Source organism: Mesorhizobium sp. WSM4847, assembly GCF_055811335.1.
On the sequence record NZ_JBVVPY010000088.1, the window covers coordinates 1 to 1,074 of the forward strand.

The following is a 1,074-nucleotide window of genomic DNA, read 5'->3' on the forward strand; positions in this document are numbered from 1 at the left end:
TCGAGCTTGATGCCGAGGTCTTCGGAAATGACCTGGCCACCGGTGAGGATGGCGATGTCTTCCAGCATGGCCTTGCGGCGATCACCGAAGCCCGGCGCCTTGACGGCGGCGATCTTCAGGCCGCCACGCAGCTTGTTGACGACCAGCGTGGCCAGGGCCTCGCCTTCGACGTCTTCCGAGATGATGACCAGCGGCTTCGAGGTCTGCACGACAGCCTCGAGGATCGGCAGCATGGCCTGCAGGTTGGAGAGCTTCTTCTCGTGGAGAAGGATGTAGGCGTCTTCCAGATCCGCAACCATCTTGTCGGCGTTGGTGACGAAGTAGGGCGAGAGATAGCCGCGGTCGAACTGCATGCCTTCGACGACTTCGAGTTCGGTCTCGGCGGTCTTGGCTTCCTCGACCGTGATGACGCCCTCATTGCCGACCTTCTGCATCGCTTCGGCGATCATCGAGCCGACCGAAGCATCGCCATTGCCGGCGATGGTGCCGACCTGGGCAACCTCTTCCGAGGTCTTGATCTTCTTGGCGTTCTTGATCAGCGTCGAGACGACGTCGCTGACCGCGAGGTCGATGCCGCGCTTCAGGTCCATCGGGTTCATGCCGGCGGCAACCGCCTTGTGGCCTTCCTGGACGATCGACTGCGCCAGAACGGTCGCGGTCGTGGTGCCGTCGCCGGCGATGTCGTTGGTCTTCGAAGCAACTTCGCGGACCATCTGCGCGCCCATGTTCTCGAACTTGTCCTCAAGCTCGATTTCCTTGGCGACGGTGACGCCGTCCTTGGTGATGCGCGGGGCGCCGAACGACTTGTCGATGACCACGTTGCGGCCCTTGGGGCCGAGCGTGACCTTCACCGCGTCGGCGAGGATGTTGACGCCGCGCAGCATGCGCTCACGGGCATCGCGAGAAAATTTTACGTCTTTGGCAGCCATTTTTAGCTCCTGGCAGGGGCTTGAATTGAGCCCGGGGTTTAAGTGATGGTGAGGCCGATATTCAGCCGATGATGCCCATGATGTCGGATTCCTTCATGATCAGAAGGTCTTCGCCATTGAGCTTGACTTCGGTGCCCGACCACTT

The 1,074-nt window shown here is 61.1% G+C and carries 1 protein-coding gene and 1 pseudogene; both read right to left on the minus strand.

The window, feature by feature from the left end; translation table 11 throughout:
- Positions 1-929: chaperonin GroEL (gene groEL / locus AC0L28_RS34620; RefSeq protein ID WP_287229871.1), on the minus strand; the 929-nt coding region annotated here is incomplete at its 3' end.
- 61 nt (positions 930-990) lie between these two features.
- Positions 991-1,074 (minus strand): annotated as a pseudogene (locus AC0L28_RS34625) (co-chaperone GroES); the annotation flags it as partial.